Source organism: Streptomyces sp. NPDC054932 (assembly GCF_053610205.1).
In genome coordinates this window covers 34913-42523 of sequence record NZ_JBSGXU010000056.1, presented here as the reverse complement: position 1 = coordinate 42523, position 7611 = coordinate 34913, and the positions used below count along the sequence as shown (strand labels likewise).

The following is a 7611-nucleotide window of genomic DNA, read 5'->3' as shown; positions in this document are numbered from 1 at the left end:
CCCCGGCCGTTTGGGCCGGCGCCCTCCCTCTTCGCTGTGCGGTGCCGGGGCGACCGGCCCTAGGAGAGCTGCTGCTTGACGACGGCGGCGACACGCCCGCCCTCGGCCAGCCCGGCGACCTTCGGGTTCACGATCTTCATGACGGCGCCCATGGCCCGCGGCCCCTCGGCACCCGCGGCCTTGGCCTCCTCGACCGCCTGCGCCACGATCGCGACGAGCTCGTCGTCGCTGAGCTGCTTGGGCAGGTAGGTGTCGAGGAACTCGCCCTCCGCGGTCTCCCGGGCAGCCTGCTCGGGACGGCCGCCCTGGGCGAAGGCCTCGGCCGCCTCGCGGCGCTTCTTCGCCTCCTTGGCGATCACCTTGAGGACTTCCTCGTCGGAGAGCACACGGGCCTCCTTGCCCGCGACCTCCTCCTTGGTGATGGCGGAAAGGGTCAGGCGCAGCGTGGACGAGTGCAGCTCGTCACGCGCCCTGATGGCGGTCGTGAGGTCTTCCTGGAGCTTGGCCTTGAGCGTGGTCATGGATGTGAGTCTGCCAGGTGCGGGGGCAGTGGCGCTCACTGGTTTTCCGGGTCTGCGACGATGGGTCCATGCGTGCGCGTTACGGAGTACCCCTGAAGGCGGCTGCCGGAATCGCTGCGGTGGGGGCCGCAGGTGTGGCCTATGCCGCCGGTTTCGAGGCGCGGTCCTTCCGCCTGCGCCGGGTCACGGTGCCTGTCCTTCCCCAGGGGATGCGCCCGCTGCGCGTGCTCCAGGTGTCCGACATCCACATGGTCGGCGGGCAGCGCAAGAAACGCGCCTGGCTGCAGTCCCTGGCCGGCCTGCGCCCCGACTTCGTCGTGAACACCGGCGACAACCTCTCGGACACCGAGGGCATCCCCGAGCTGCTCGACGCCCTGGGCCCCTTGATGTCCTTCCCGGGCGTGTACGTCTTCGGGTCGAACGACTACTACGGGCCGCGGCTGCGCAACCCCGGGCGCTACCTCATCGAGAAGACCCAGGGCCGGCACGGGCTGAACGGCAACAAGCCGGTCGTCGGCGCCGTCCACAACCCGTGGGAGGAGATGCGGGACGCCTTCGACGCGGCCGGCTGGCTGAACCTCACCAACACCCGGGCGCGGCTGAAGCTGGACGGCCTGGAACTGGCCTTCACCGGGCTCGACGACCCGCACATCAAGCGGGACCGCTACGCGGAGGTCGCCGGCGGCCCGGAGCCGGACGCGGACTTCTCGATGGCCGTGGTGCACGCCCCGTACCTGCGCGTGCTGGAGTCCTTCACCGCCGACCGGTACCCGCTGATCCTCGCCGGCCACACCCACGGCGGGCAGCTGTGCATCCCCTTCTACGGGGCGCTCGTCACCAACTGCGACCTGGACACGAAGCGGGTGAAGGGACTCTCCGCGCACGAGGCGGAGGGCAATCGCGCCTTCCTGCACGTCTCGGCCGGCTGCGGAACCAACCGGTTCACCCCGGTCCGCTTCGCCTGCCCGCCCGAGGCGACGCTCCTGACGCTGACCCCGAAGGGGTAATACGCTGCCGGGATGACCGGGATGACCGCACCGTCGCGCCTCGTCCCGGTGGTGTTCCGGGCCCTGATCTGTGCTGCGGCCCTGGTGGGCTGGTCATCGAGTGCGCGTACGGGAGCGTGCCCGTCGTCCTGAGCTACTTCACGATCTGGACGAACATCCTGGTCGCGGTCGTCCTCGGGCTGTCCGCGGCGCGCGCCCAGCAGCGCCGGCCCGACATCGCTCCCCTCTGGCGGGGCGGGGTGCTGCTCTTCATCCTGATCACCGGGCTCGTCTTCCACCTGGTCCTCGCCAACCCGTCGAGCCCCTTCAACGTGGTCGAGGACCTCGACAGACTGACCGGCGCCAGGGCCGTGGCCAACCAGCTCCTGCACACCGTCACCCCGGCCGGCGCCCTCCTGGACTTCCTCCTCCTCACGGCCCCGCGCACCCTGCGCCCGCGCCACGCCGCCCAGTGGCTCGCGTACCCGCTGGCGTACGTGACCTTCGCGCTGGTACGCGGCGCCCTGCTCGCCCCGGGCACCGCGCGCCGGTACCCGTACCCCTTCATCGACGTGGCCCAGTACGGCTACGCCCGCGTGGCCCTGAACGCGGTGGTCCTGGGCATCGTCTTCTACGCCCTGGGCCTGGCCCTGGTCGCGGCGGACCGTTTCCGCCCGGCGTCCGCGCCGGCCCCCGCGACCGCTGCGTGAAAACCGGATTTCGTCTCCGGCGAGAGGTCCGCTAAAGTAATCGATGTCGCCAGGGCAGCAAGCGCTGCAGGGCGGCGATCGGGGTGTAGCGCAGCTTGGCAGCGCGCTTCGTTCGGGACGAAGAGGTCGTGGGTTCAAATCCCGCCACCCCGACTTCGTAAGACCAGGTCAGGGGCCTGATCCGCATCGCGGATCAGGCCCCTGTTTGGCGTTTACCCCTGTCCTGGGAGCCATCTGGGAGCCGACTTCGGAATCCGGCTCCCCGGGGAGCCGGTCAGGCAGCGGCGGCGCCGGGGTCCGGGGCAGTCGTGCGCGTGCTCCGGTCGTCGAGGACGATCAAGGCTGAGCCGTTCTCCTTCTCGGCCTGATCTGTCACACGGTCCACAGCGAGCGCCGTCCTGCGGTAGACCGCCGCGGCCAGCGCCCACGTGGCCAGGTCATGCTCCTCACCGGGCGCCCCGCCTGCCTCGTGTCCCCGGGTCACCTTCCACATCGTGGTGAGCACGGCGAGCAGGGACCTTCCCGACAGGGCTATCTCAACACGGCCGCCATCCGCGTCCTCGATCCGCTCGGGGAGCCGGAAGTGGGTGTGCCCGCTGGTGTGCTCTGCGATGAAGTCCCACGTCTCCCGGTGACAGATCAGCGTCGCGGAGGCGATCGCAGCAGCCGACAGAAGGCACTGCAGGTGGGCGCGCTGGTCCTCCTGGTCGGCCTGAGCGGGCTCCTGGACCGGCTCCGCGACAGGGGTCAGGTGCGGCACGGTTTCCGGCCTTCCTGCCGTGTTCCCATGACCGTGGGCATTGCGGACTTCTTCCAGCACGCGGGGTTCCTTCCCATCGGATCGTTCGGTCAGCTCGGCCGGCTCTCCGAGTACCTCGGGCTCGGCTAGGTCCGGCCCAGCGGGCGGCTGCACATCGGACTCGGTGGTGGCCGGGGCGCCGACAACCAAGGGGCTCGCCACCTCGGGCGACACCAGCGGTACCGCCTGGATGCTCTCTTCCAGCCGTCGGCTCAGGGCCTCCAGACCGCTCCGCGCCTCCGCCAGGTCGGTGAGCATCCGTTCCTGCCGCCGCCGGAGCTCACGGTTCTCCTCACGCAGGCCCATCGTGCCTTGCGCCACTGCTTCGAGGACCTTCTGGCGCGTCTGGTCCACCGTCACGTAGAGCGCACTCAGACCCGTAGCAGGGTCCTCGAGTGTGCGTCGTATGACGTCGAGTTGACTGAGTGCCTTATCCGTCTCGGCCCTCCGCCGCATGCAACCCCCTCTTCACTGTCGGTGATGACTCGCTCATCTCTCCCCGACGCAGTGTCAGCTAATGCGATCATTTCCAGCCGAATCATGATTCCGCTTGTGCGGGGCTGCCGCGGCCGGTACCACCGAGACCATGCACCGTTGGTCGCCCCTCAACGATCGCCAGCTCGCCCTCCTGACCCGGATCAGTGAAGGAGTCGAACCCGTCACGTCGGACACGCCCGAACTCGCCCTCACCGCCCGAGCGCTGAAGGAGCGGGGGCACATCGCCATGCCCAAGGAGGACGGGAGGTGGCGGGCGGAGATCACCGAGGTCGGGCGCTTCTACCTCCAGCACGGCCATCACCCCGACAGGCCCGATCCGGCACCACGGAAGACCCGCCCGGTGACGACGCCCGGGCCCAAAAAGGCGGAGTCTGACCGCGTCGAGGAGAAGGCCGCTGCCGAGCAGAAGCCCCCGGTACAGCGCGTCGCCAGAGCACCACGCCTCTCTCCGGCCGATATCGGACGGGCACTGATCACCGAGGTGCAGCAGGCCGGCCGCTTCCTGCGAGTCCCCAACCCGGACGAGGCCGCGCGGGCCCGCTACCGGAGGGCATTCGACGCGGCTCGCCAGTGTGCGCCGGCCGGGTACCACCTGAAGTACAGCGGGCGGACCAAGGGAGACTTCTTCCTGGGGCTGCTCCGGGTGACCGGCGAGGACGACACGGAGTGGAACCGGATCCGGCTGGCACGCAGCCGTGTGATCACCGACGTGGACGACGTCCTCGCTGCCGTGACCGCGGACCACAGCGCCTTCGAGATCTCCGAGGGAGTCCTTCCCCGCGCGCTGTCCCTGCTCCGCCTCATCGCCGAGCAGGCCCTCCCCCTGCACGGGGAGATCGCGGTGTCCAAGAAGCGCAGGCAGCCGAAGCCTCTGCTCACGATCCATGGCCGTACGTACGAGATCACCTTCAAGGAACGGCAGAAGCAGGTCCGGTACGTGCCCAAGACGGCGGGCCGCCGCACATACGACTGGCAACGGGTCGTCCCGGCGCAGCGGTTCGAGCCGTCCGGGGAACTGGAGATGGTCCTCGCCCAGCAACAGGGCTATCAGTACGGCTGGAAGAAGGAGTGGGCCGACACCGAGAAGAAGCCGCTTGAGGACCAGATCGGTTCGGTCCTCCGGGCGCTGCGAACCCGGGCCGATGAGCAGGAACGGGTCCGGCTGGAGCGGGAGGCCGAACAGCGGCGGCTCCAGGACGAGCGGGAACGGCAGCAGGCCGAGAACCGCCGACTGGAAGCCGAGAGGCAAGAGCGCGCCCAACGGGAGTGGGAGGCCGCGGTCGGCGTGGCTTCGATCAAGGCGGTGGACGCCGCTCGGGCCGAGCACTTCGGCACCGCGCTGGAACAGTGGCGAGCCGCAGGAGAGATCCGGACCTTCTGCAACGCGCTGGACGAGACCGCCGCCCAGACGGAGGACCCCATCGAGGCCGAGCGGCTCCGGGAGTGGTCGGCGTGGGGCAGGGCGGAGGCCGCCCGCCTGGACCCGACCTTGAACGGAAAGGGGCTCGGTGCCCGGGACTTCCACGCCGAGCCCACCGGGGACGAGCTGCGGCCGTTCCTCGACGGCTGGCATCCGCACCGCCCGGAGAAGGTGAAGCCACCGGTGGAGCCCGCACCGCCCAAGCCGGAGCCCGAGCGGTGGCGTGACGGCTTCAACGACGTACGTCAGGACCAAGGCTGGAGATATGGACCCCAAGGCCGCGCTCAATGGTGGAGGCGATGACGCCATGCCCACGGTCTCGGAGCGCCTTCACGGCCTGCTCGACCAGTTCGCCAAGGCGCAGCACCTCGGCGCGTAGGGCGACGAGCTCGTCGTAGCGCTCGGCCTTCTCCTCCCCGCACCACTCCCGGACCGTGCGCAGGGCGGCCGCCTCCGCGTCCAGCTTGCGGTCGTCCCGGCGGTGGTACGACTGCCAGGAGGGCCGAGCGCGCTCATCGTCCACAGCCTGTTGCCGCCGGTCCACCTCCGGCAGGACCTCCTCAGTCAAGCGCTGCGCCACCTGCCGCGCGATCCGCTCGGCGACCGGCCAGCCGACCAGGCAAAGGCCGTTGCGGTCCTCGTGGACCATGGCGTCGCCGCGAAGCTCGGCGGGGTCCATGGCGATCAGCGGCGCTGTCTCGTCGAGGTGGCCGAGCTCCAGCACACCCGCGTCTGCCACCGCCTTGCGCAGCCGTAGCCGCCCCTTGGGGCGGACGAAGCCCAGGATCATCCGCGCCGCCTCGAACTCGGCACTCCCCCGCACCTCCCTCGACGCCTCGGCCAGGGCGAGCTCCGCCGTGTCATCCGCACGGAAGGCGTCGACGTCAGCCCAGAGCGTGACCAGACAGCCGGCGCTGACCCACTCCTGCAGTCCGGCCTCATCACCGTCCAGGAACCGCACGTGGATTCCTGACCTGCCGGAGGCGCCCACTCGAACGATCTCCACCTGGCGCAGGGCGCCGCCCAGTTCCTTCGGCTTGGCCCGATAGGCCCAGCACTCCCCGATCTTCATGCCTCCATTGAGCCAGGTCGACGGCGCCGCCGGATGCCCATCAACAAGATCTCGACGGCGAGCCGACTTCGGAGTCGGCCCCGCCCCGTCCGTGATCTACCGGAAGCAACTGCCCCGGGGCACGGCCCGCACGTAGGCTCGGGGCAGTCGGCGCGGGAGCGCCTGGCTGACGGACTGGGGCAGGGGGACAGCGTGGATCATCTCTTCACCGTCGAAGGGGCCTCGGCCGCGCCCGTCGCGCCGACCGCGCTCGCAGCGGAGGGGCTCCTCGAACGACAGCACCTCCAGGAGTGGGTGATCGCGCACCCTCAGGTCCTCGGAGAGTCGGTACTCGTCATCACCGCCGAGTTCGACCGGTGGGCCGACACGGACGGGGTGCCGGCGCGGGACCGACTGGACGTCCTGGGCCTGGATGCCACCGGGCGCCTCGTGGTGGTCGAGCTGAAGCGGGGAACGGCCGACCGAGACGTACACCTCCAAGCGATCACCTACGCCGCCCTGGTGTCCCGCTTCGACCTCGACACCCTGGCCCAGGCGCACCGCGACTTCTTGAAGGGCAGGGGCCAGAGCCTCGAACTCGACGAGTGCCGGCAGCGCCTCCTGGACCACGTGGACGGGGACTGGAGTCCAGAGCTGCTCCAGCGCCCCCGCCAAGTGATCATTGCGGCTGGCTTCCCCAAGCAGGTCACCCACACCGTCGTGTGGCTGTCGGAGATGAACCTCGACATCGACCTCATCGAGGTCGGCCTCTGGAAGGTCCAGGGGCAGCTCGTCGCCGGATTCACCAAGGTCTACCCCACCCCGGAGGTCGAGGAGTTCACCCTCGCTCCGGCCCGGATCGAGGCCAAGGCCGCAGCCCAGAAACTGGAGGAACGCTCACGCGCCCGCAACGCCGTGCACGTTCTAGTCGACGCCGGGCTGTTGCCCGATGGGGCTCGGCTGCAGCTGGTACCGAGGCACGGCGTGCCGGAATCCATCCGCGAGGACATCCGGGCCTGGGTCGACGAGAACGGCAGGCGCGCGAGCGTCACATGGAGCAACAACACCGCCGAGCCGCTGACCTGGGAAGCCGACGGCAAGTCGTACACGCCGACCGGGCTGGCCAACCACATCTTCATCAGCGTGACCGGCCGCAAGGCCGACGGGATACAGGGCACGACCTGGTGGGACGTCGATACCGACCGTGTCCCGGACACCGTCGACCCCGGTGAGTGGGCAGCACTTGCGGGCACCAGTCTCGCGGCCCTGGCCAAGCAGCTCAGCGGTACCCGCAAGGACTGGTCGGGTCTGCACACCCTTCTGGGAGCCATCCCTTCCGGTCAGTGGACGACCTACGGGGATGTGGCGACCGTGATCGGCAGCCACGCCGTCCCAGTCGGAACCCACCTGGCGACCTGCGGACAGTGCCCCAACGCTTGGCGAGTGCTCACCGCCGCTGGGCGTGTAAGCACCGGCTTCCAGTGGCCCGACACGAAACGTGCAGACACTCCCGCAGACGTCCTGGGTACCGAGGGCGTCCGCTTCGAGGCGGGCGCCGCCGCTCAGGAAGCCCGCCTGCCGGTGGACGAACTCCGGCGTCTCCTGGTCACCTGACGTCCGGCCGGA

General features: G+C 69.9%; 7 protein-coding genes and 1 tRNA gene. 5 read left to right on the top strand and 3 right to left on the bottom strand.

Annotated elements, in window-relative coordinates:
* Window positions 1-59: 59 nt before the first annotated feature.
* Entirely contained in the window at window positions 60-521 is a 462-nt protein-coding gene (locus ACWGE1_RS17675) for a GatB/YqeY domain-containing protein (RefSeq protein ID WP_202200473.1), read from the bottom strand.
* A gap of 68 nt (window positions 522-589) precedes the next feature.
* Here ACWGE1_RS17675 and ACWGE1_RS17670 point away from each other — a divergent pair, with 68 nt between their 5' ends.
* The 3 genes from ACWGE1_RS17670 to ACWGE1_RS17660 all read left to right on the top strand — a co-directional run bounded on the left by ACWGE1_RS17670 (window position 590) and on the right by ACWGE1_RS17660 (window position 2370).
* Window positions 590-1528 carry a metallophosphoesterase gene (locus tag ACWGE1_RS17670; protein WP_453421402.1) on the top strand — a complete coding sequence of 313 codons (939 nt, stop codon included), beginning with the start codon at window positions 590-592 and terminating at the stop codon, window positions 1526-1528.
* Window positions 1529-1644: 116 nt separating this feature from the next.
* Window positions 1645-2217, top strand: coding sequence for a Pr6Pr family membrane protein (locus ACWGE1_RS17665; protein WP_453421401.1), 573 nt, complete (start codon window positions 1645-1647; stop codon window positions 2215-2217).
* Window positions 2218-2296: 79 nt separating this feature from the next.
* Window positions 2297-2370 (top strand) — tRNA-Pro (locus ACWGE1_RS17660).
* 121 nt (window positions 2371-2491) lie between these two features.
* Here the strand turns inward: ACWGE1_RS17660 and ACWGE1_RS17655 are convergent.
* A complete protein-coding gene (locus ACWGE1_RS17655; RefSeq protein WP_453421400.1) occupies window positions 2492-3376 on the bottom strand; it encodes a hypothetical protein in 885 nt (294 codons plus the stop codon).
* A 226-nt stretch (window positions 3377-3602) separates the two neighbouring features.
* Between ACWGE1_RS17655 and ACWGE1_RS17650 the strand changes: the two genes are divergently transcribed.
* Complete coding sequence (locus tag ACWGE1_RS17650; RefSeq protein ID WP_453421399.1) at window positions 3603-5237, top strand: PE-PGRS family protein; 1635 nt, start codon at window positions 3603-3605, stop codon at window positions 5235-5237.
* Here the strand turns inward: ACWGE1_RS17650 and ACWGE1_RS17645 are convergent.
* Window positions 5167-6006 carry a PE-PGRS family protein gene (locus ACWGE1_RS17645; RefSeq protein WP_453421398.1) on the bottom strand — a complete coding sequence of 280 codons (840 nt, stop codon included), beginning with the start codon at window positions 6004-6006 and terminating at the stop codon, window positions 5167-5169. The two genes, ACWGE1_RS17650 and ACWGE1_RS17645, sit on opposite strands and share 71 nt — an antisense overlap.
* Before the next feature lie 192 nt (window positions 6007-6198).
* Between ACWGE1_RS17645 and ACWGE1_RS17640 the strand changes: the two genes are divergently transcribed.
* Entirely contained in the window at window positions 6199-7599 is a 1401-nt protein-coding gene (locus ACWGE1_RS17640) for a DNA-binding protein (protein WP_453421397.1), read from the top strand.
* Window positions 7600-7611: the final 12 nt, after the last annotated feature.